A 21,887-nucleotide genomic window follows, 5' to 3' on the forward strand; every position below is an offset into this window, starting at 1 on the left:
TTATAAATTTTTAAAAATTAATAAATGAAAGTAATAATCCAATTGTAAAAGACCGACTGGATTAAGAGAACATATGATACCAATTTTGTTTTTAATATTTTTTACATTATTTTTAGTTTATTTAATTTTTGGGTTTTACGTTTTCCTGAAAAATTGGAAATCATTAAAAAACAGAATACTTTTTTCGCTTTGCATGAACCTAAGCATTTGGGCTTTGGGCTATGCTTTTATGACCATTTCTCCAAATCAGGAAACTGCTAATTTTTGGAGGTTAGTTGCAGCTTCTGGTTGGTGCATTGTGTATAGTACATGGCTAGACTTTGCAATTCTTGTGAAAGAAGAAAGTAAAAAATGGATGTCGGATTTAAGAAGACTGTTAATCTATCTTCCACCACTATTTTTTTTCATTATGAATGTAATATATGAGCCTATTGTTGTGAAAGAAAGACTTGTGTATATTTGGAATGATACATATGTAATAAATCTTGTTGAAGTCTTATTTACACTGTACTATGTAATTTTTATTATTTCAGGCATCTTGATTATTTATAAATGGGGCAAAAATTCAAAATTAAATATAGAAAAAAAGCAAGCAACTATTATTGTAATAACTTCTCTGATTTCTTTCGTATTAACGATTTTAAATAAAGTCATTTCTGCTTTTTATGGAATTAATATCTTTCCGCTAGGGGTAGCAATGTTTTCAATTGCATTATTAGGAATTTACTATGCGATAACAAAATATAAAATGATGTCCATATCTTCACTAACTGCGAATGAATATATTTTAAAGACAATAACTGATCCAGTTATACTGATAGGTAACGATCTTTTCGTGATATCAGTCAATAGTGCTGCACTTGATTTGACTGGATTTTTGGAAAAGGAAATAAAAGGAATATCAATCAATCGGTTGATTGCAAATATTGAGTTAAATCGAGAAGCATTTCAGATATTAATGAATACAGGTGCCGTTAAGAATATTGAAGTGGATTTAATGACCAAAAACGGTATCAGCATGCCTTGCTTGTTCTCAGGATCACTAATCAATAATGATTTAGAGGATACTTTGGGAATTGCATGTATTTTTCACGACATCTCAGATCGTAAAATAGCAGAAAATATCTTACTTAAAGCACATAAGGATTTGGAAAAAAAAGTGTATGAGAGGACAGAAAAATTAGAAGAAATCAATACGCAACTAGAAGATGAAATCCTAATACGAATTAAAGCTCAAAAAGGTTTGATATCCAGTGAAGAAAAGTTTAGGGCTCTGATGAAACAGTCTATAGATGGCATCGTTGTTTTTGATCAAGATACTAGGAAAGTGGTAGAAATTAATGATGCAGCTTATAATCTACTAGGAATTACGGAGGCAGAACAAGAAGCTGAATTAATTTGGAAACAATTAGTTCCTAACTACGACAAAATCAGGTTAGTTATAAATAATCTCATCAAGAAATCAACTGTTTCAAGTAATGCGTCTATAAAATACACATTAAGAAATGGTATATGTAGAGATTTTAAACTCTATATAACTTATGTTGGGTATAGTAATAAGCAATTCATTATGGTAACGATTAGAGATATAACGGATGAATTAATCATGGAAGAGCGAAAACAACAAATATCTAAAATGGATTCACTTGGTAATCTCGCTGGTGGAATTGCACATGATTTTAATAATATTTTAGCAGGAATAATGGGATATACGCAATTAACGCTAGATGAGTTTGAGGAGGGTACATCTACCTCAGAAAATCTTAGTGAAGTGATAAAACTAGGGGAGAGGGCTAAAAAATTAATATCGCAAATATTAATATATAGTAAAAAAACACTTGTTGCTCCTATTAATGTCGACATTAGAATTATAATAGAAGATATTCTTAAAATGCTTAAGGCAACATTACCGATTAATATTAATATTGATTATAGACTTGAAGGTGATTCTTTTTATGTATATGCAGATCAAGGTGAACTACACCAACTTGTTATGAATTTATGTGTAAATGCGAAATTGGCGATGAGCAAAAATGGAGGAACTTTAAAAGTAATCCTGTCAAAAATAACGGTTGAAGAAAAAATGCAAATTGAATATCAAGTGATAAATGCAGGAAAATACATAAAATTAGAGGTCATAGATGGTGGATGTGGAATTGAAGAAACTGTAATAAAAAGAATTTTCGAACCATTTTTCACAACCAGAGGAAGCCAAGGGGGAACAGGATTAGGTCTTTCAGTAGTTCAAGGTATTATTAGTAGATTAGATGGCGTAATTATGGTTGATAGTGTACCAAATAGAGGTAGTACATTTACAGTGCTTCTCCCAACGGCCAATAACGATATAATTCAAGAACCTATTTTAGATAAGAAAACTCTGAATGGCGCTGCGCGAATATTATTTATTGATGATGAAGAATCCATTGTGAATTCGGTTCAAAAATTGCTTCATCGGTTAGGATATATCGTTACTGGAGTTTTCGACCCCAGGGAAGCGTTATCCATATTTAAGAAGGACAAGGACTTATATGATATTGTATTAACAGATCAGATAATGCCAGATATGACTGGTGATGTTTTGGTGAGAGAATTGCGCATAATTAGACCAGATATACCTGTCGTCGTTTGTTCAGGTTACATTCATGAAATTAATCACGAGGATGACAATAAAACGGCGTATTTATTAAAACCTGTATCTATAAATGAATATGTCATCGTAATTGAAAAGTTATTAAAAGATAATGAAAATATACTAAAATAGAGAAAGTTTAGAGAAAACCTTAATAGGAGGCTAAAAGAGAATGCACAATTTTATTATTTTAGATGACGATACGAATCATAACAATAATACAAAAAAAAGGCTAGAAGCTATATTTATACAGCATGATTTTAAAGCCTCTATAGCGCTAAATACTACGGATCCAAATGAGGTTATCAAATATTGTTTAAGGAAAGATACCACAAAGAGCATCCCCAATATTACCCCAAATAATGTTTATCTTCTGGATGTGAATGTGCAGAGTATAATAACGGGTATTGATGTTGCCAGTATTATTAGAAAGCAAGATGCAAAGGCATATATTGTTTTTATCTCAGCACATCCTGAATACGTCATGCCTAGTTTAAAAACCAAGGTATTTGACTATCTGATAAAACCAGTATCAATTGAGATACTTGAATCTTGTATTATTTCGATTTTCAAGGATTTTACCAAGTTAAATATAGAGGAAATCCAAACACTGAGCATAAAGTCGGGAGGTAATGTATATCACTTGATACTTGATGAAATAATCTATTTTGAAAAATTTGGCCATTTACTTGTAGTACATACTTGTACAGGGAGAATAGAAAGTTCAGAATCCCTGGACAAGATTGATCAAAAGCTTGATAAAATGAAATTTTTTAGATGCCATAAGTCATATATTGTTAACCTATCTTATATTTCTAGAATCGATTATCCTAATAATATCATTTATTTGAAAAATGGAGAAGAATGTTTAGTATCCAAACGATGTAAAAAGGAGTTGAAATCCATATGCAACTAAATATAAATTATATCTTGCAGATATCAATAGGTATTATTTTTCTCATTATGATAATATTAGTGGCTTGCCTCATAGTAAGCATTAACAAACTTTCTCATTTTAAGAAGAAAAATTGCGAGTTACTTGAGGGTATAGATTGCAAAGACGGTGTTATCAATGAATTTACAAAAATAAGACATGAATATAACAATATGTTACAAACAATCACATGTTTGATTGAAGAGGAAGACTTAGATGGGTTGAAGGAATGTAAGAGTGAATTCTTGAATAAGGCTCGTTTATTAAACAGTAATAGTATTACTCAGATGGTAAAGATTAAGGACATAAACATACTACGGTTGATTTATAAGCTGATTTTGAATGCAAAGGAAGAGGGCGTTGTTTTAATAATAACTATTTTTAATGATATTGCAAATCAAAATCTAAATGCAGACGAGATTTATTATGCATTAAAAGATTGTCTTATAAATGTTTATCAATCTGGTGCAAAACAAGCAATGTTAATTAATCTGAAGATCAGTAGTAGTGATAGTGGACTCTGCTTTAAGCTTGAAAATGAATCTAATATAGAATCAAGAGAACTTTTTTCACAGACCATGAAAGCTAGGAAGAATTATACAAAGAACAACATCATTTTCAATACATTTTATGAAAATACTCTGTTCATACAGGAAATAATCATTTCGTGAATCGTTAAGCATTACAGTACAATAAGAAACAAAATAATTAAACAAAATTAAAAAGAATTTAAAACAAAGCAAAAAGATGATTAATCAAAATTGCTTTGTTTTTTTGCTTTTGACCGTTTGGGTTGTATTACTTACCGTATGTGCGTAGGCTATTGAAAGTATATATTTTAAATGTTATTGTTCGAATAAGAGGAGAACTTTAAATGTTAGTTTATTTAAAAAAAATGAAAGGAAATGAGACAATATGAAAATCAAATGGAAAATTGTATTACAGATATTATTGCTTTTAACTAGTTTCATTATTATAGCAAGTATATTTTTTGATAAATCGATAACTAGCATAGTAAATGAAGAGACTACGGAGGAACTTACGAATTACTCTATTCTAGGATATTCTATTTTAGATGCAAATTATCCGGGTGATTGGAAACTTGTAGATGGGAATTTATATAAAGGCGAAACTTTAATTAACAATAATTTTAAAGTCGTTGATGAATTTACAGGAAAAACTGGAATTTTAGGAACTATATTTGCTGGAGATACCAGAATTTCTACTTCCGTGAAAGACGAGAATGGGACCCGTAAAGTAGGAACAAAAGCAGACAGTAATGTTTTGGACACGGTTATTAGTAACAACAAGGATTATAAAGGCGTAGCAGTGGTGGCAGGTATCAAGACCAATACTTATTATACGCCATTACATGACAAAGATGGTAAAGTCGTTGGTATGTGGTTTGTAGGTGATTATGTAACTGTGGTCGAAGCAAAGATTGCGGCTGCAATGCGCACAATCATAATCATACTAGTTGTGGTTTTAATTATAGGTGGTGTTGCAGCATATCTGGTAGGTGATAATATTGGTAAGGGATTTAATAAAATCAAAAGTTATATAGTAAGAATGGAAAAAGGAGATTTCAAAATTTCTTTTAATGAAAAAACAGCAAAAAGAAAAGATGAAATTGGAGATATTACAAGATCGTTTATACATATGCAAGGACAAATCAGTGAAACAATGCATGCAATAAAAGATGAAACAGCAAGAATTGAAGATGCTACAACCATTCTTGCAAATAGTTCAAATGATGTTTATGCGGATATAGAAGATATTTCGGCCACCACTGAGCAGCTGTCAGCTGGAATGGAAGAAACAGCAGCATCTACGCAAGAGATGAATGCTACAGCCGTTGAAATTGAAAGAGAAATTGGAATTGTAGCTGATAAAACAACTAACGGTCAAGAGATTGTAGGAGAAATAAAAAGTAGAGCAGAGGAACTGAAAAAAACATCTCTAGAGTCTCAAAAGGCTGCTATAGATATTTATGAAATAGCGAACAAGAACCTTAGACAATCAATAGAAAGAACACATGCAATTGAAGAGATAAAGATGTTATCTAAAACAATACTTAATATTACTTCACAAACAAATTTACTGGCATTGAACGCAGCAATCGAAGCGGCAAGAGCTGGAGAAGCAGGAAAAGGTTTCGCAGTAGTTGCTAATGAGATAAGAGTGCTTGCAGAAAATTCACAAAGTGCAGTCTCAAAGATCGAAAGTATCTCAAATGAGGTATCTAGCGCAGTAGAAAGCTTAGTGATTGACTCTAAGAGTATTTTAGATTTTGTTGATACGAAGGTGATTCAGGATTACAAAGTTCTAGTACATACAGGAGAGCAATATAGCGAGGATGCAAACACAGTACAAAGTATGGTCTCAGAAATAAAAAGTTCTACAGTACATTTATTCGAATCTATAAAATACATTCGTCAGGCTATTGATGAAGTTACCATAGCTACAGGCGAAGGAGCAAGTGGCTCTACAGATATTGCAGAAAAATCTACTTCAATTTCTTTTAAGACAAATGAAGTACTTGTACAAGCCAACTCAAATAAAGAAAGCGCAACTATCTTAAATGAAATGGTGAAGTTTTTTCAGATCTAATTCATTGAAATGTTATATTTTACAATACTATATCGTATACAAACAAAGCAAAAGGATGATAAATCTAATTGCTTTGTTGTTTATACACAAGCAGGGGGTTGAAATTGAATAAAGAGATAGGTAATAGTAAATTAAAGAATGGATATGCACATGTATTATTAGTAGATGATGAAGAATATCTTGTTAAACTATGGAAGCGTGTCATAGAAAGTCGTGGTTATAAAGTTACTAGCTATACTAGTGGATTAGAGGCATTAGAGGATTTTAGGGATAGACCGGATGATTTTGATATTGTAATTACCGATCAATCTATGCCTGAAATCACTGGGTTTGAACTTGCAAAAGAAATCTTGAAAATACGTAGCGATGTGAAACTCATTCTATGCTCAGGTTATTTAGGAGATATAGATTTAAATAATGAAATGAATAAAAAAATTGATGTGTTTCTACAAAAACCTTTTGACAAAAATACACTTATAGAAGCAATTGAAAGCGTTCTTATCGATCGTTAAAAGTAATAACTGCGAAAAATACATTAATACATAGTATTTCATAATAAAAAACAATAGGAGCCTTGTATATAAAAGATGAAGATGGTACTATTAAGTTGTTAATAAAATAACAATGTTTTCATAAAACAGGAAGAAGGAATCGTATGGCAGTTATGAAATTATTTAGAGCTCCATTAAAATATGTGCAGGGAAAAGGTGCATTGTTCAATTTCTATCAGGAAACAAAAGATTTAGGTTCTTCATTTTTATTTATTTGTAGTAAAAGTGGATATAAAAACTGTAAAAGTAAATTAGAAAAAAGCTTTGAAGGCTCAGATTGTAAATTGCATTTTGAAATATTCGGAGGAATCAGTTCCAACGGAGAAATTGAAAATATGAGAAAAATTGTCCGTGATGAAAAGATTGAAGTTGTTGTTGGTGTAGGCGGAGGTTCAGCAATTGATACTGCAAAGGCAACTGCTCATTATGAAAAACGTCCAGTCGCAATTATACCTACTATCTGTGCAACGGATGCTCCTTGTACGGGGCTTTCTGTAATTTATAAAGATGATGGTACATTTGATACATATATATTTTATCCAAAAAATCCAGAAGCAGTTATCGTAGACAGTGAAATCATAGCGAATGCTCCAACTAAATTTCTAGTTGCTGGTATGGGAGATGCGCTTGGGACTTATTTTGAAGCCAGAGCATGTTTAAGAACCGATTCTAAAAGTCTTGAAAATGGTGGGATTACGTTATCTGCTATGGCACTTTGTGAATTATGTTATAAAACATTATTAAAATGCGGATATCAGGCAAAACTTGCATCAGATAGACATGTGGTAACACCTGCACTAGATGCAATCATTGAAGCAAATACTTATTTGAGTGGTGTTGGCGCTGATAATGGCGGCCTTGCAGTTGCCCATTCTGTATATAATGGATTTACTGCATTATCTGAGTGTGAATCAACAATGCATGGTTCATTAGTTGCATATGGTACAATCACACAACTATTTCTTGAAAATGCACCAAAGGAAGAAATTAAAGAAGTCATGGACTTTTGTTATAGTGTAGGTCTTCCACTTACATTAAAAGAAGTAGGAGTAACCGACGTAGAACATGTTTTAGTCGCAGCAACAAAAGCATGTGTTCCAGGCGAAACGATCCATAATTTAGCTGGTGATGTTACACCAGATCAATTATATGATGCATTATTAGCAGTGGATTTATTGGGACAGGAATATTATAAATAGCATTTGATTAATATAATAATTAAAGATGTATGAATAAAAAGGCCATTTTATTTTCAAATATTTTGAGAATAAAGTGGCCTTTTTGTGCGAAAATATAAGTATGGCGCGGATAATATTAGATTTTCCACGCCATACTTATATTTCGTCTTAGATTGTTAAAGATCCCAATGGATGCTTTTGGTGCTGCAAATGAGCTTGTCATTTATGCATTTATGCTTTTACAGCCCAACGTAGTTTTGCAGAACGTGCACGACCATTGGTATGGCGTTCTTCTGAGGATGGTCGAATGGCCTCAGGCGCAATCTCTTTATATATACCTTCACGTAAAAAACGTTTAAAAGATTTTTTGACTAGACGGTCCTCTCCGGAATGAAATGAAAGGATAGCGACACGCCCACCCTCAGCAAGGGCAGCAGGTAGTTTTTCTAAGAATTCATTCAACACTTCAAATTCATTATTAACATCAATTCGCAATGCTTGAAAGCACCGTTGACAAGTTTTTTTGATCTCATCGTCTCTGGTTTTTTGTGGAATAAATTGCAATGCATCATTGATGATTTGTTGAAGCTGCGTAGTTGTGGATATATCTTTTCCTTTTTTGATTGCCAAAATAATAGCACGAGCGATTATATCGGAATTAGGCTCGTCCGCATTTTCGAACAACATTCCTTCTAATTCATCTTGAGAAATTGTTTTTAAACGATCTGCAGCAGATTCACCTTTTTCAGGATTTAACCGTAAGTCTAATGGTCCTTCACTCTTAAAAGAAAATCCTCGTTCGGGATTGTCAATTTGCATGGAAGAGACACCCAAATCTGCCAATACAAAATTGAGTGGTCCTGATTCGAGTGCAATTTGATCAATATTTGAAAAGTTCATTTGTTTGATTGTTAAAATTTCTGGGCCATAACCTAGGTGCGCTAGACGCTCCCGAGTTCGCGGTAATTCTATAGAATCTACATCAGTTGCATATAAATGTCCATTGGAATTAAAACATTTTAGCATCTCCAAAGTGTGGCCACCAAATCCGAGTGTTGCATCTAATCCAGTTTGTCCAGGCATTATTTGTAAAAATTCTATTATTTCTTTCACACAAATTGACCGATGCGTGCCAGCAGGAGTATTTCCTTTTTCGATAACCCTTGCCACAGCATCAGCATATTTTTCTGGTTGCAGTTCTTTATATTTTTCCTTAAAAGCTTTCGGATGAGTACCTTCATAGCGAACACGTCGCTGATGTTTCGGTTCTTGATTATCATTGTCCATTGTGTAACCTCCACCATGTTTCATATATTTTTTAAAGCTTAGAACAAATCATATGATACCAAATGAAATTCATAAAAGCAAACGATTAAAAATGAAATCATTATTTTATTTTAAAATAATACTTCCTTTTTTAATATTCAGACTATTCTCAATTAATGAAGATATAGCTGCTATTTTTATATATATCTCTTCTTGTGACCATTTGAATATACCTGGATCTAATAAAAATGTAAAAGCTGAAAGAATAATCTCGGCATATTCTTTTGGATAATCGCAATTAAATAGATGCTCATTTATGCCAGCTTCTATAATAGCGGTTAATAAAGGGGTAAGCTCCAACAAAATTTTCGCGAGTGATTTTTGGTGAACTGCGGCATTATTGGGTGCATGCAAATAAGTATCAATGACAGAAGCGGAACTGAAACTATAATAGGTATGAAACAACAAATTCAGTTTATCTAATGCATTCTCATTACTATTTGAAATTACTTGGTTGCAATTTACGATAATATCGTGGTAAATACGGTCAACTAGTGCGTCAAGAATTTCCTCTTTTGATTTGAAATAATAATAAATGCCTCCCTTGGCTATTCCAGCACGCTTGGAAATATCATTTACTGAAACGATATCGTTCTTATCTTCTTTCATTAATTCCAGTGTAGCATCTAAAATCAATGTTCGTTTATCCATTTTAAAATATCCTCGTATCCTCAATTATGTTCCTAATTATAAATAGTAATCGAATGAAATGTAAAATCTCTCAATTTCAATTTATTTGATAGATTAATTATATCATAATATAAAAAAGTTGACTAGTGGTCAATAAGATGCTAATATAAAAGTTGACCGGTGGTCAAAACATGAATATGATAATATTTAGAAGGGGAGAAAATATGCTACAGATTATTTTGTTTTTATTTATGGGGTTGTTATTTTTAATTTCTTTATTATTTGAATTATTTTTGACAATTAGATGTATGGTATTGAAAAGAAAAGGAAAAGACCGAGGAAAGTTACATAAAAAGATGAAATCAAGTTTGATTATTTCGTTAACCCTCTTTATATGTATATTTGCAGGGGGAATTTTATCACAATTAAGCGCATATACACCAAAAATAAAAGATAGTCAGGGAAATGCAGTGCAGGGAAGTATTGCAGAATTAAGAAAAGTTGAATTAAATGGAAGAGAAGAATGGATTAGTATTAGGGGAAATAGTCTTAATAATCCAATTCTGTTATTTTTAGCTGGAGGACCTGGTGGAAGTCAGATTGCAGCAGTTCGTTATAATTTAGAAGAACTTGAAAAAAACTTTATAGTAGTTAATTGGGATCAACCAGGATCCGGGAAATCTTATAATGCAATTGATGCCGAGGATATCAGTATAGATACATATATTGAAGATGGTGAAGCCCTCACGACATATTTGTGCTCAGAATTTGGGAAAGAGAAAATCTTTATGGTGGGAGAATCATGGGGCAGCGCGCTAGGCGTGTTTTTAGCTAAAAATGATCCCCAGAATTATTATGCATTTATTGGAACTGGTCAAATGGTAGATTTTCTTGAAACAGAAAAGATAGATTATAATTTAGCAATTGAACTAGCAAATAAAAATAATGATAATAAAAAGGTTGAAAAACTGATTAATAATGGAGAGCCACCATATTATGGAAGTGAATTACTCGGAAAAAGTACAGAATATTTAAATTATCTAGGTAGTTACATGATACATAATGAGAAGATTCATAATGCTGGATATCAAACACTTAGGGATATCAGTGCATCTGAGTATGGAATGTTAGATAAAATTAATTATCTCAGAGGTCTTATGGACGTGTTTGGTACATTCTATCCTAAACTTTATAATGTAGATTTACGAAAACAATATAGTGAAATTGATGTTCCTGTATACTTCTTTCAGGGGCGTCATGATATAAATGCACCAGCAAAATTAGTTCAAGAGTATTATGATACTCTGAAAGCGCCATCGAAAGATTTGATATGGTTTGAACATTCTGGTCATAGCCCTTGGATCAATGAAAATGAATTGTTCATAGAAAATCTTTTGAAGATTCGAAACCAATATGCGAGTGATTATAAATAGTGAAAATACGAGAATGATATCACTATATCCTCATAAACGGTTTGAAAGGAATCTAAATCGAAAAAGTTGCGGTCATTGACAAAGATAAAAAGAGCGTGTTATACTCATCACGTTCATCGGAGGGTTTGTATTTGAAATTACATGCTGGATAAGATGTCGGGGTTACCCGATATTTTATCTGGCATTTTTTGCTTTTAGTAACTAAAATCCCCATTTTAAATGAAAAATTTTACAAATCAATATATTTTGGAGGATTTATGAAAAAATCAATTAATTTTACAGAAGGAAAAATATTCAAACCATTAATTGGATTTACAATGCCAATTTTGGCAGCTATCTTTTTACAGGGGATGTATGGTGCTATTGATTTGCTTGTCGTAGGACAATTTGGAGATGCATCAAGTGTATCGGCAGTAGCGACAGGAAGTCAGATTATGCAAACGATAACTGGAATCGTCACAGGGCTATCAATGGGAATAACGATTTTGGTTGGACAAAAAATCGGTGAAAAGAAAATAGATGAAGTAGAGAAAATAATAGGAACGTGTATTTGTTTATTTGGAACGATTGCATTTATGCTTACCGTTATTATGCTGGCTTCGGGCAGATTTTTGGTCAAGTTAATGAACACTCCAACAGAAGCTTTTGAAAAAACAATTAGCTATGTTCTTATCTGTTCATTAGGGATTGTATTTATCGTTGCATATAATGTTATAAGCGCTATATTTAGAGGGAGTGGCAATTCGAAGTCACCACTTCTTTTTGTAGGAATTGCATGTGTTACAAATGTATTAGGTGATCTAGTCCTTATTGGCGTGTTTAGACTTGATGCAATAGGAGCAGCGGTCGCAACTGTTTTTGCACAGGCTGTCAGCGTATTCATATCCCTTATCATTATTAAGAAACGAGGTCTTTTATTTGGACTTTCAAGGAAAAGTATATGTTTCCACAAAATAGAAATTAAAAAGATATTACAGTTTGGAGCGCCAATTGCATTACAGGATGCGTTAACAAATATTTCTTTTTTGATTATTACAGCAATTATTAATACATTAGGTCTCATAGCTTCGGCATCAATTGGTGTCAGTGAGAAAATTGTTGTTTTCATTATGCTCATTCCAATGTCTTTTATGGACTCGGTCTCAGTATTTGTTGCACAAAACATTGGTGCATGCCAATTGGAACGTGCAAAAAAAACGATGTATATTGCCATGGTAACATCACTTTCCTTTGGTGCAATTATGTTTGGAATTTCATTCTGGCATGGAGATATTCTTGCAGGAATCTTTTCGAGTGATTCAAATGTAATTGCCGCATGTGCAGAGTATATGAAATCGTATGCAATTGACTGTATACTTGTCTGCATATTGTTTTGCTTTATCGGTTATTTCAATGGTAGCGGTAAAACTATATTTGTAATGATTCAAGGGATTCTTGCAGCATTTGCTTTCCGAATTCCAATTTCATATTTTATGAGTAAAATTCCAGGAGTAACAATGCTACAAATTGGATTTGCTTCGCCGATTGCCACTGCATTTTCGATAATTATTTGTATCATTTATTATAAACATACTATTAAAAATATAACTGTCTAGATAAAATGATATTAAGTTTGAATCGATGGATATAAGTGATATTGTTATAGTAACTTGGTTAGCTCATATTATTATTGAGCATTATATTACAATCAGTTCCTGTTGACATATATTTAGATATATTATAAAATAACATTGTTATATAACAATGTTATTTTAATGAGGAGATATTTTATATGCCACCACAAAAACGAATCACAAAAGAAATGATATTAGAAAAGGCCTTTTTTATAACACAAACGGAAGGCTATGAATCGATAACGGTAAGGAGTTTGGCTTGTGAATTATCATGTTCTACACAGCCCATTTATCAGGAGTTTAAAGATATGTCTGATTTGAAAGTTGCTATCATGCAGAAAACATGTGAATATATGGCTAATTTCATAACACAGAATAGAGATAAAAGCTTATCATCTGATTTAGCAAATATTATAGCGTATATCCAATTTGCAAATGCAGAAAAAAGATTATTTCAGTTAATATTCACATCAAGAGATGGACTGCAAATGATGCAATACTGTCTTGATATTAGTTCTTTCAATATCAACATGATTATATATGCAAATGGAATTATTATGATGAATGCATATAAAACGTTAGATATACCATTTGAAGAAATGAAGAAAATGATAATAAAAGCATATGAGGTATTTAAGTGATTTGAAAGATGGTGAATTGTATGGATTATAAAAAGCAAAATACTAAGAAATCAAAGTATAAACTTAATATGTTAGAGCCGGGAGTATGGTTTTGCAAGATTTATGCAGGTAATATATTGTTTGTCGGTATATTATATGTACTCGAGTATTTTATGGCATTTTGTATATTAGCCACAATATTAGTAGTAGCACTTATTTTATTCTTTATTTTGTTATTAATAGAACAAAAGCAAGATAAAATTCAGTATGAGCAAGCAAAAGCTGAAAATAAAGAGATAAAATAAAATTATTATTGGAGTAGAACTATGAAAAAAATTGAGAAGGAAAGACTATGGATTTTTTCACCTGTAACGAATGTAGTATTGAACGCAGAGTTTACTGGCTGTAAAGATGAAACAAGATTTACAGTTGCTATATGCGCTGCGGTTAATAGTTTTCAAGCATTTAAAAGTAAAGTGTTTTTAGATGATGAAGGGAAATCATTTTTTATTCCAATAGAGAATGCTAATTATTCTATAAAAGAGAATAATAGTTCAATAGAGACCCTTATATGTGAACAAGAGCAAAAACAATTTGATATTTGGAATGGCGAATATTTACGTTTCTTTTATACAAAAAGTTCAAATGGATTTACTTTATTACTGATAGCACATCATATTATTGGTGACGGATTATCTTTTTCATTTTTGCTTGAAAGCATTTTAAAAGCTATGTCTGGAGAAAAACTTGAATTAGTGCCTGATAAAGAGATTGATATAAAAACTCTATCAGCAAAAAGTAAATTGAGCTTTCCAATTCGATTTATGATGGGCGGAATGAATAAAAAATGGGGAAAGTCAGAAAAAAAGTTCACGATACAAGATTATACAAAGATGACAGAAAAATATTGGGAAGAGCATAGCTCATTTGTAAAATATGAGAAGTTAAATCAAGAAGAATATCATAGACTGATTAATTTTTCTAAGGAAACGAAGTTAACAGTAAATACACTAATAACTACTGCATTACTTTCTGCAGATTCTAAGTGTAATGACTGCGGGCAGGCAGTAAGTATACGTGAAGAAAATAATAGGTTCATGGGAAATTATGCTTCTGGTATTTCTATTAAGTATAAATATAACGATAATATCGACTTCATAAGTAATGCAAAAAAGGTACAGAAGTTGATGAACAAAAAAACTGATAATGTTAATAGTAAGTTCTTCCTAATGAACTTTATGAATGGAATTAAGCCTAATCTTATTGATGCTATTTATTTTTCAGCATGCGGATTTTACGAGAATACAGTAGCACATAATTTCGCAAGTATGTTTGGATATACTGGAAACGCAAAAGGATTAAGTGTAACTAATCTTAAGTTGTTACCAATTGTATCTCAAATTGAAAACTATAATATAAAAAATGTTATTTTTATTCCACCGTTGGTGCTTAATGCAAAACGTATTATAGGAATTGTCTCACTTGGAGAGAAACTTTATATTACAATGCATATAGACGGAAAAAAAGATATAAACAGTCATAGTATGATTTTTCTAAAAGCCATAAAAAAATTAAAGGAATTGAAGTAATATATACGTATTATTTAATCAATAGTTATAGCAAATGAGTTTTGTATAAAAACAGACTAAAAGATAACTGACTACTAAAGATAACTGACTACTAAAGATAACTGACAAGCAAAGCGATATTTAACCCCGTGACAATTATACCAATGCTCCACAGGAAGATTTTATCTAGTTTAGAGTTCACATATTTATGCATTACTTTTTTTGAAGAGGTCAGATAAATCAGTGTAAAAATTGTGATAGGCAATTGAATGCTCAGCAGCATCTGTGAATAAATCAACACCTGAAAAGGTGAAGTAATAAATAAAATAATGAGAGCGGCGGGAACCATTGTGATTAGGATTCCAGCTTTGGTATGACGTTCGGTAATGTCATAGGGCTTTGCAAAAATCCCTGCAAATATGCTTCCGCCAGCCATGCCAGCGGTAATACTTGAGGAAAGTCCCGCAAAAAGCAAAGCAACGGCAAAAATAATCGACGCAGCACTGCCTAGCAATGGTTTAAGCATTCCTTGCGCCTGGGAAAGATCCGTGATCACTGTACCGTGTTCAAAAAAGGTTGCAGCGGCTAAAAGAATCATGGCGCTGTTGATGGCCCATCCCACAATCATAGAAAATAGTGTATCTGTAAATTCATGCTTGAGTTCCTTTTGAATTATGGCATCATCCTGAAGATTGAACTGATGGCTCTGAATGATTTCAGAATGTAAAAAAAGGTTATGTGGCATAACAACAGCACCCAATACACTCATGATTACTGGCATGGAGCCGAGGGGAAATGATGGCGTGACCCATCCAGTCATTGCTGATCCCCAATTAATATGCACAACACAGATCTCAAAAAGGAAAGAAAGACCAATTATAGAAACGAATCCAATAATAATTTTTTCGATTCTTTTATAGGAGTTTGTAAATTGTAATAATAGGACCACCACCAGAATAATTATAGCTCCAATTTGGAGCGGTAATCTAAAAAGCATATTCAGTGCGATAGCACCACCGAGAATTTCGGCCATTGCAGTAGATATGGAAGCGGCCACAGCAGAAAGCAGTATAATATTTTTGATCCATGGTCTAATATTTTCGGTAGTTGCCTCTGAAAGACATTTTCCGGTTACAATGCCCAAATGTGCTGCATTGTGTTGCAGGACAATCAGCATAATGGTGGAGACTGTCACCATCCATAGTAGCACATAGCCATAGCTGGAACCTGCAGCAAGGTTTGACACCCAGTTTCCGGGGTCGATAAATCCTACAGTAACTAATAGGCCAGGTCCGAGGTATTTAAAAAAGTCAGAGGCTTTATGTCCTGGCTTATGTCGATTTCTAAATGATTTCATAGTTATTCTCATTTCTGTGTATAGTTTAATTTCCTTATAAATGAATATTAGACTATTTTACACATTTATTCAATGAGTTATTTTGTATTTCTTAGTATAAACTTAATTGACAAGTCTATTAAAAAATGTAAAGATTAGAATTAAGATAAGAAATACCAATAACTACCAAGAAATCAGAAAAAACACTAAGAAACATTACAAAACACTAAGAAATGCTAAGAAATACATATGGAATGTCTTTATTAAAGCACATTCACAGAAAGGGGAATAATTTATGTTAAATAATTTTGCTATTGAACAAGTTCACGCAATGGAGATTCTAGATTCAAGAGGAAACCCAACCATTCAGACGGAAGTCGTACTTGCAAATGGAGCAAGGGGTGTAGCTTCAGTTCCTTCGGGAGCGTCAACCGGCGCATTTGAGGCAATTGAGTTACGTGATGGCGACCAAGCCAGATATCAGGGAAAGGGCGTTCAAAAAGCTGTTAAAAATGTAAATATAGACATTTTCAACTGTATTCGGGGCGAAAATGTGCTTGCGCAAAGTAGACTTGATCATTTGATGATTGAACTTGATGGTACAGATAACAAATCAAAATTAGGTGCAAATGCTATTCTTTCAGTGTCATTGGCAGCAGCAAAGGCAGCGGCTCAAGGGCTTGGAATTCCATTGTATCGATATATCGGTGGTTGTGAAGCGAGAGAACTTCCTGTTCCTATGATGAATATACTCAATGGAGGAGCGCATGCTTCCAATAACGTAGATATTCAAGAATTTCTTATTATGCCAATTGGAGCACCTTCTTTTACTGAAGCACTACGTTGGTCAACAGAAGTATTTCATAGCTTAAAAAAGGTACTATCAGATCGTGGACTTTCTACAGCAGTTGGTGATGAAGGTGGTTTTGCTCCAGACTTAAAGGATGATGAAGATGCACTCCAAGCGATTGTTGAAGCAATCGAAAAAGCAGGATATAAACCAGGAACCCAGTTTAGAATTGCGATGGATCCAGCAGCGAGCGAATGGTATCAGAAAGATGGAACTTACCTTCTTCCTAAAAAACAAAAAAAGATGACGGCCGATGAGCTCATTGATTTTTGGGACATGTTGATTACCAAATATCCAATTATCTCGTTAGAGGACGGACTTGCAGAGGAAGACTGGACCGGATGGAAGAAACTCACTGAAAAACTTGGAGATAAAGTGCAGTTAGTAGGAGATGATTTATTTGTCACCAATACAAAGCGCCTTACTAGGGGAATTGATTTAGGTGTGTCCAATTCCATTCTCATTAAACTCAACCAAATAGGTACATTGACAGAAACGTTGGAAGCCATTCATACTGCTCAACGAGCAGGCTATACTGTAGTTATTTCACATCGTTCAGGTGAAACAGAGGATACAACGATTGCCGATCTAGCGGTTGCAGTAAATGCAGGACAAATCAAAACAGGAGCTCCATCAAGAAGTGAGCGCGTTGCAAAATACAACCGTCTTTTGCAAATTGAGCAGGAACTCGGAGCAGAAGCAAAATATAAAGGGTTATCTTCATTTTACAATCTAAAAAATAAATAAGCACATATAAGAGTCATTTCTTTGTTGAACCGCTCCCTGTCTAATTGATAGAGAGCGGTTTATTTTGATATGTACTTCTTTGTTATGAAAAATTTTTGTTTTTTAAAAGTCTGCTACAAGAGCGCATATTATAAACCATAATAACTTTAAAAATTAAAAAAATAACAATAATGTGTGTATTATATAAAATAAAAGTAAAAAAATCTGAAATATTAAATGGTTTATATTAAATTGTATAATTAATATAATAATATTAATACGATTGTCAGAAAAACGTAAATATTAAAGACTAATATATCAAATAAGCACGTAAAAACTTGTAATTTACACTAATTAGGAATATACTGAGTTTCAGTAAATGGATAAATTTCCAATTATAGTACAAAATTAAATGAATAATAAACATGGAGGTGAATGAGTATGAAATTGGTTTTAATACGGCATGGAGAAAGTGAATGGAACCAAAAAAACCTTTTTACCGGCTGGACAGATGTTGATTTAACCGCAAATGGGATAGATGAAGCACAAAATGCGGGAAGCTTGTTAAAGCAAGATGGATTTGACTTTGATATCTGTTATACCTCTTATTTAAAAAGAGCCATACATACATTGAATCTCATTCTAGAGAAGCTTGATCGACAGTGGCTACCAGTTATTAAAACTTGGAAGCTAAATGAAAGGCATTATGGAGCTATACAAGGCCTTAACAAGGCTGAAACCGCTCAGAAATATGGAGAGGAACAAGTGAAAATCTGGCGTAGATCGTTTGCTATACGTCCGCCGGAACTTAATGAAAATGACGAGAGAAGCCCACGTTTGCAGATACAATATCGAAACGAAAATCAGAAGGAACTTCCTTTATGCGAAAGCCTTGAGGACACAATAGCAAGGGTTGTACCATACTTTGAAAAAAATATTAGAAAAGATATGATAGATGGAAAGCAGGTGTTGATTGCTGCACACGGCAATTCTATTCGTGCATTGGTCAAATATTTCGAGAAACTTTCTGAGAAAGATATCACTGAAGTGAATATTCCTACTGGAATTCCACTAGTTTATGAGTTTGACGACAAGTGGAACGTTTTGAAAAAATACTATCTTGGAGATCAGGAACAGATTCAGGCTAAGATGCAATCAGTTACAGATCAGGGAAAAGTGTCAAAAATTTGATATAATTATAGAATAACAATGATTATTATAGAATTATAAAGAATAAAGAATAAAGGATAAAGAATAAAGGATAAAGAATAATCAACAAAGAATAAAGTATAAAGTAAAAGGCAAAAATAAAAAAATCGTTTATCAGGAGGCAAATTTATGTACAATCTACTTATTGGTGGGGAGGCTGGTCAGGGCATTGAAACAACGACGGCCATTCTGGAAAAACTTTTGAAACGATCCGGTTATAGCGTATTTACATCAAGAGACTTTATGTCACGTGTCCGCGGAGGACATAACTTTTCGCTAATCCGATTTGGAACAGAAGTGATACAGTCTCATAGTGAAAAACTAGATGGAATTATCGCACTAACGGATGATACCATTGAATTGCATCAAGATAAGTTGAATGACAACGGATTTATACTTTGCGACAGTGGGCTTACAACGACTGACTCAAGAGCTATTAAAATTAACATGAATGAGATGGCGAAGAATCTTGGAAACGCACGCGCTGCGGGAAGTATTGCAGTAGGGGTCATATTAAAACTGTTCGGAGAAAATCTTGACTTTGTACAAGATGTTATTCTCACATTTGTAAAGGAACAGTATCTTGAAATTAATTTAAAAGCGGTGGAAGAAGGATATAAAAGTGTTGAAAAACGTTTTCCACATCTGCAGGGAAAATATAGTGATTGGATGATTCTTTCTGGTAGTAAAGCTATGGCTCTTGGAGCAATTGCGGCAGGATTGAGATTCTATTCGGCTTACCCAATGTCTCCATCTACGGCAGTGATGGAATATCTTGCATCCAAAGGTGACGAAACAGGAATCGTAGTTGAACAAGCGGAGGACGAAATTGCCGCAATCAATATGGCAATCGGAGCATCTTATGCAGGCGCCCGTGCAATGACAGGGACCTCTGGAGGTGGATTTTGTTTGATGGTGGAAGCCCTTGGGCTTTCCGGTATAGCAGAAATCCCATTGGTCGTAGTTGATGTTCAGCGTCCAGGTCCTGCAACTGGTTTACCAACTCGTACAGAACAAAGTGATCTAAAATTCGTTATTTCAGCATCGCAGGGTGAGTTTCCTCGTATGGTAATTGCTATTCGTAACCACGAGGACGCATTTTATCAGACAATAAGGGCATTTCATCTAGCTGAAAAATATCAGATTCCAGTGATTATTCTAAGCGATCAGTATCTCGGAGACGCATCGGCTACTGTAAAACCATTTAAAATTGATGGTATTGAAGTCGCAGCTCCAGCAACATCTCATGAGGGCAATGAAGAATACTTACGTTACAAATATACTGAGGATGGCATATCTCCACGACTTCTGCCAGGAAAAACGAATAATTTCGTGTCAATCGATAGTGACGAGCATGATGAACGTGGTTGGATCACAGAGTCCTCAGAAGTACGTAATAAAATGATGGCAAAACGTATGAAAAAACTTGAAAACCTCAAAAAAGAGCTTCAGGAGCCTGAATTTATTGGGACGGATTCTTTTGAAACGTTACTTGTTGGTTGGGGATCAACATATGGTCCTATTGTGGAAGCAGTGAAGATTCTTAATGAAAAATCAAAGAACCAATACGCAGCATTGGTATTTGGGGACGTGTATCCACTCCCTCAAAAGTTGTTAAAAGAAAAAGCTGACAAAGCGCAACAAATTATCAATGTCGAACAGAACGCAACAGGGCAGCTGGCTGATCTCATTAGGGAGCAGACCGGTATCACTTGCACTGGAAGCATTTTGAAATATGACGGGCGTCAAATATCGGGTGAAGAGATCGCCGAGCGTATTCAAAAGGAGGATTTGACATGAGCAAAAATACATTCTGCACTTACGAAACGGCATGGTGTCCCGGTTGTGGGAACTTCAATATTCTGGAATGCCTAAAAACCGCCTTAGAGGAACTAGGTAAAGATCCTTATGAAGTTATGATGGTGGCGGGAATCGGCCAAGCGGCAAAAACACCACAGTATATCAGTGCTAATACATTTTGTGGACTACATGGTCGTTCTTTACCAGCGGCGGTGGCAACTAAAATAGCAAATGTTAACCTGACAGTAATTGTCGATACTGGTGACGGAGATTCTTATGGAGAAGGTGGCAATCATTTTATTCACAATATTCGCCGTAACGTAGATATTACTCATTTTGTGCATGACAACCAGATTTATGCCCTCACAAAAGGCCAAGCGTCTCCAACTTCAATGGAGGGTCTTGTCACTGAAGTGCAGACAGATGGAAGCATGAACACGCCACTTAATCCAGTACTGATGGCGATTGCAGCAGGAAGTGGATTTGTTGCTAGGGCATTTACAGGACACAAAGAACAGCTGGTTTCAATTATGAAACAGGCAATAGAATACGAAGGATATGCAATAGTTGATATTCTACAACCCTGCATCAGTTTTAACAAAGTGAACACATTTGGATGGTACAATAAACGTGTATATAACTTAGATAGTTCCTATGATCCATCCAACAAGCTGGCGGCAATGGAAAAAGCGATGGAATTCAATGACAAAATACCACTTGGAATTCTTTATCAGGAACCAAAAAAGACATATCATCAAAAGAATACGGTTCTAAAAACTGGGATTCAACTGCTAGACCAAGTAACAGATCCTACGGTAGTGAAAAGTCTACTCAAGGAATTTATATAAATAAAAAATAATGATTAAGAGGAGGT

General features: G+C 33.7%; 18 protein-coding genes. 15 read left to right on the plus strand and 3 right to left on the minus strand.

The genetic code is table 11. The features are described 5' to 3' along the window. The first annotated feature begins 73 nt into the window (after window positions 1-73). The 6 genes from BMY18_RS07925 (at window position 74) to BMY18_RS07950 (ending at window position 7,923) form a co-directional block, all read left to right on the plus strand. The gene (locus tag BMY18_RS07925; RefSeq protein ID WP_092452500.1) at window positions 74-2,761 is read left to right on the plus strand and encodes a PAS domain S-box protein; all 2,688 of its coding nucleotides are present in this window, start codon (window positions 74-76) and stop codon (window positions 2,759-2,761) included. A 40-nt stretch (window positions 2,762-2,801) separates the two neighbouring features. Next, the gene (locus BMY18_RS07930; protein WP_092452503.1) at window positions 2,802-3,545 is read left to right on the plus strand and encodes a LytR/AlgR family response regulator transcription factor; all 744 of its coding nucleotides are present in this window, start codon (window positions 2,802-2,804) and stop codon (window positions 3,543-3,545) included. Next, on the plus strand, window positions 3,536-4,234 hold the full coding sequence (locus BMY18_RS07935) for a hypothetical protein (protein WP_092452506.1): 699 nt from the start codon (window positions 3,536-3,538) through the stop codon (window positions 4,232-4,234). The genes BMY18_RS07930 and BMY18_RS07935 overlap by 10 nt, the downstream gene beginning before the upstream one ends. Before the next feature lie 244 nt (window positions 4,235-4,478). Then, complete coding sequence (locus tag BMY18_RS07940; protein ID WP_092452508.1) at window positions 4,479-6,173, plus strand: methyl-accepting chemotaxis protein; 1,695 nt, start codon at window positions 4,479-4,481, stop codon at window positions 6,171-6,173. A gap of 104 nt (window positions 6,174-6,277) precedes the next feature. Continuing rightward, on the plus strand, window positions 6,278-6,685 hold the full coding sequence (locus BMY18_RS07945) for a response regulator (RefSeq protein ID WP_170841349.1): 408 nt from the start codon (window positions 6,278-6,280) through the stop codon (window positions 6,683-6,685). 143 nt (window positions 6,686-6,828) lie between these two features. Next, a complete protein-coding gene (locus BMY18_RS07950; RefSeq protein ID WP_092452513.1) occupies window positions 6,829-7,923 on the plus strand; it encodes a glycerol dehydrogenase in 1,095 nt (364 codons plus the stop codon). Between the two features lie 210 nt (window positions 7,924-8,133). On the opposite strand, the gene rsmH is transcribed toward BMY18_RS07950, so the two are convergent. Together rsmH and BMY18_RS07960 are read right to left on the minus strand one after the other, a co-directional pair. After that, on the minus strand, window positions 8,134-9,189 hold the full coding sequence (gene rsmH / locus BMY18_RS07955; RefSeq protein WP_092452516.1) for a 16S rRNA (cytosine(1402)-N(4))-methyltransferase RsmH: 1,056 nt from the start codon (window positions 9,187-9,189) through the stop codon (window positions 8,134-8,136). 105 nt (window positions 9,190-9,294) lie between these two features. Next, the gene (locus BMY18_RS07960; RefSeq protein WP_092452519.1) at window positions 9,295-9,879 is read right to left on the minus strand and encodes a TetR/AcrR family transcriptional regulator; all 585 of its coding nucleotides are present in this window, start codon (window positions 9,877-9,879) and stop codon (window positions 9,295-9,297) included. Between the two features lie 203 nt (window positions 9,880-10,082). On the opposite strand from BMY18_RS07960, the gene BMY18_RS07965 reads away from it, so the two are divergent. From BMY18_RS07965 to BMY18_RS07985, 5 genes are all read left to right on the plus strand, one after another. Then, on the plus strand, window positions 10,083-11,291 hold the full coding sequence (locus BMY18_RS07965; protein WP_092452916.1) for an alpha/beta fold hydrolase: 1,209 nt from the start codon (window positions 10,083-10,085) through the stop codon (window positions 11,289-11,291). Window positions 11,292-11,548: 257 nt separating this feature from the next. Next, the gene (locus tag BMY18_RS07970; protein WP_092452522.1) at window positions 11,549-12,886 is read left to right on the plus strand and encodes an MATE family efflux transporter; all 1,338 of its coding nucleotides are present in this window, start codon (window positions 11,549-11,551) and stop codon (window positions 12,884-12,886) included. A 176-nt stretch (window positions 12,887-13,062) separates the two neighbouring features. After that, window positions 13,063-13,545, plus strand: a complete 483-nt coding sequence (locus tag BMY18_RS07975) for a TetR/AcrR family transcriptional regulator (protein ID WP_092452525.1) — start codon at window positions 13,063-13,065, stop codon at window positions 13,543-13,545. A gap of 20 nt (window positions 13,546-13,565) precedes the next feature. Then, window positions 13,566-13,829 carry a hypothetical protein gene (locus BMY18_RS07980; RefSeq protein ID WP_092452527.1) on the plus strand — a complete coding sequence of 88 codons (264 nt, stop codon included), beginning with the start codon at window positions 13,566-13,568 and terminating at the stop codon, window positions 13,827-13,829. A 21-nt stretch (window positions 13,830-13,850) separates the two neighbouring features. Then, window positions 13,851-15,113: a condensation domain-containing protein gene (locus tag BMY18_RS07985; protein WP_092452530.1), complete on the plus strand. Its 1,263-nt coding sequence runs from the start codon at window positions 13,851-13,853 to the stop codon at window positions 15,111-15,113. A 91-nt stretch (window positions 15,114-15,204) separates the two neighbouring features. Here the strand turns inward: BMY18_RS07985 and BMY18_RS07990 are convergent, their stop codons facing one another. Further along, on the minus strand, window positions 15,205-16,449 hold the full coding sequence (locus BMY18_RS07990; protein ID WP_242940992.1) for an Nramp family divalent metal transporter: 1,245 nt from the start codon (window positions 16,447-16,449) through the stop codon (window positions 15,205-15,207). Window positions 16,450-16,723: 274 nt separating this feature from the next. Here BMY18_RS07990 and eno point away from each other — a divergent pair, with 274 nt between their 5' ends. The 4 genes from eno to BMY18_RS08010 all read left to right on the plus strand — a co-directional run bounded on the left by eno (window position 16,724) and on the right by BMY18_RS08010 (window position 21,861). Further along, entirely contained in the window at window positions 16,724-18,025 is a 1,302-nt protein-coding gene (gene eno, locus BMY18_RS07995; protein ID WP_092452535.1) for a phosphopyruvate hydratase, read from the plus strand. 420 nt (window positions 18,026-18,445) lie between these two features. After that, the gene (gpmA, locus tag BMY18_RS08000; RefSeq protein ID WP_092452538.1) at window positions 18,446-19,195 is read left to right on the plus strand and encodes a 2,3-diphosphoglycerate-dependent phosphoglycerate mutase; all 750 of its coding nucleotides are present in this window, start codon (window positions 18,446-18,448) and stop codon (window positions 19,193-19,195) included. A gap of 147 nt (window positions 19,196-19,342) precedes the next feature. After that, window positions 19,343-21,013 (plus strand): 2-oxoacid:acceptor oxidoreductase subunit alpha, encoded by a 1,671-nt coding sequence (locus BMY18_RS08005; RefSeq protein WP_092452541.1) that lies wholly within the window; start codon window positions 19,343-19,345, stop codon window positions 21,011-21,013. Then, on the plus strand, window positions 21,010-21,861 hold the full coding sequence (locus tag BMY18_RS08010) for a 2-oxoacid:ferredoxin oxidoreductase subunit beta (protein WP_092452544.1): 852 nt from the start codon (window positions 21,010-21,012) through the stop codon (window positions 21,859-21,861). The genes BMY18_RS08005 and BMY18_RS08010 overlap by 4 nt, the downstream gene beginning before the upstream one ends. Window positions 21,862-21,887 lie beyond the last annotated feature (26 nt).

This window comes from [Clostridium] fimetarium, assembly GCF_900111235.1.
GTDB classification, from domain to species: domain Bacteria; phylum Bacillota; class Clostridia; order Lachnospirales; family Lachnospiraceae; genus Clostridium_N; species Clostridium_N fimetarium.

Bases quoted from the DNA above. Each gene is read 5' to 3' on its own strand.
- BMY18_RS07925 (WP_092452500.1), top strand. From the start codon at position 74: ATGATACCAATTTTGTTTTTAATATTTTTTACATTATTTTTAGTTTAT.
- BMY18_RS07930 (WP_092452503.1), top strand. From the start codon at position 2,802: ATGCACAATTTTATTATTTTAGATGACGATACGAATCATAACAATAAT.
- BMY18_RS07935 (WP_092452506.1), top strand. From the start codon at position 3,536: ATGCAACTAAATATAAATTATATCTTGCAGATATCAATAGGTATTATT.
- BMY18_RS07940 (WP_092452508.1), top strand. From the start codon at position 4,479: ATGAAAATCAAATGGAAAATTGTATTACAGATATTATTGCTTTTAACT.
- BMY18_RS07950 (WP_092452513.1), top strand. From the start codon at position 6,829: ATGGCAGTTATGAAATTATTTAGAGCTCCATTAAAATATGTGCAGGGA.
- rsmH (WP_092452516.1), bottom strand. From the start codon at position 9,189: ATGGACAATGATAATCAAGAACCGAAACATCAGCGACGTGTTCGCTAT.
- BMY18_RS07960 (WP_092452519.1), bottom strand. From the start codon at position 9,879: ATGGATAAACGAACATTGATTTTAGATGCTACACTGGAATTAATGAAA.
- BMY18_RS07965 (WP_092452916.1), top strand. From the start codon at position 10,083: ATGCTACAGATTATTTTGTTTTTATTTATGGGGTTGTTATTTTTAATT.
- BMY18_RS07970 (WP_092452522.1), top strand. From the start codon at position 11,549: ATGAAAAAATCAATTAATTTTACAGAAGGAAAAATATTCAAACCATTA.
- BMY18_RS07975 (WP_092452525.1), top strand. From the start codon at position 13,063: ATGCCACCACAAAAACGAATCACAAAAGAAATGATATTAGAAAAGGCC.
- BMY18_RS07980 (WP_092452527.1), top strand. From the start codon at position 13,566: ATGGATTATAAAAAGCAAAATACTAAGAAATCAAAGTATAAACTTAAT.
- BMY18_RS07985 (WP_092452530.1), top strand. From the start codon at position 13,851: ATGAAAAAAATTGAGAAGGAAAGACTATGGATTTTTTCACCTGTAACG.
- BMY18_RS07990 (WP_242940992.1), bottom strand. From the start codon at position 16,449: ATGAAATCATTTAGAAATCGACATAAGCCAGGACATAAAGCCTCTGAC.
- eno (WP_092452535.1), top strand. From the start codon at position 16,724: ATGTTAAATAATTTTGCTATTGAACAAGTTCACGCAATGGAGATTCTA.
- gpmA (WP_092452538.1), top strand. From the start codon at position 18,446: ATGAAATTGGTTTTAATACGGCATGGAGAAAGTGAATGGAACCAAAAA.
- BMY18_RS08005 (WP_092452541.1), top strand. From the start codon at position 19,343: ATGTACAATCTACTTATTGGTGGGGAGGCTGGTCAGGGCATTGAAACA.
- BMY18_RS08010 (WP_092452544.1), top strand. From the start codon at position 21,010: ATGAGCAAAAATACATTCTGCACTTACGAAACGGCATGGTGTCCCGGT.